This is a genomic window from Bacillus cereus group sp. N21 (genome assembly GCF_016483395.1).
Classification (GTDB): domain Bacteria; phylum Bacillota; class Bacilli; order Bacillales; family Bacillaceae_G; genus Bacillus_A; species Bacillus_A pseudomycoides.
In genome coordinates, this window is sequence record NZ_JAEHBX010000225.1 from 1 (window position 1) to 605 (window position 605).

The following is a 605-nucleotide window of genomic DNA, read 5'->3' on the forward strand; positions in this document are numbered from 1 at the left end:
GATAAAATGAAAATCAATTCTAAAGGACCTTTGGAGATTCTTTCTTTTGGAAATATAGACTTGAATGCTAATGGTACAAGTCACTTAAGACTCCGAGGAGGAAGCACTGTAGAAATTAATTCAGGTAGCGGTTCTTGGTTATTTAATAGACAGGAGTCACAAACAGAAGATGATTTTAAGATATTCACTGACAATACAGCAGGGCTAGAAGCAGTTACTACCCAATACCATAACATGTTTATTAAGGTTCACACTGGAATAAAAAACAAAGAGGGGTTCTATTTCCTTTCTAAGTATGCAGCAGACGGTGGAGTTTACTCCCTGTATGCGAATATAAGCGGTAAAGACTTGTGGGCTTCTGGTGATGTCTCTGGGCTAACTTGGACTCAGCGATCTACTAGAGAGATAAAAGCAGACATCCAAGAAATTCAAAACGATGAAGTAGAAGCTTTAATGCTATTGAAACCTAGTCAATATTTCTTAAAGAAGGATGTAGAAGAGCATGGAATTGAATATTTGAGAGAGCACTCTAGTGATTTCCTTCAATACGGTTTCATTGCAGAGGAAACTCCAGAGCAATTCCAAGGCAAAGATAAAAAATCTGT

General features: G+C 37.4%; 1 protein-coding gene. It reads left to right on the top strand.

The genetic code is table 11. From position 1 onward, the window contains the following. A partial coding sequence (locus tag JDS96_RS30605) for a tail fiber domain-containing protein (RefSeq protein WP_199669109.1) occupies positions 1-605 on the top strand: 605 nt, incomplete at both ends.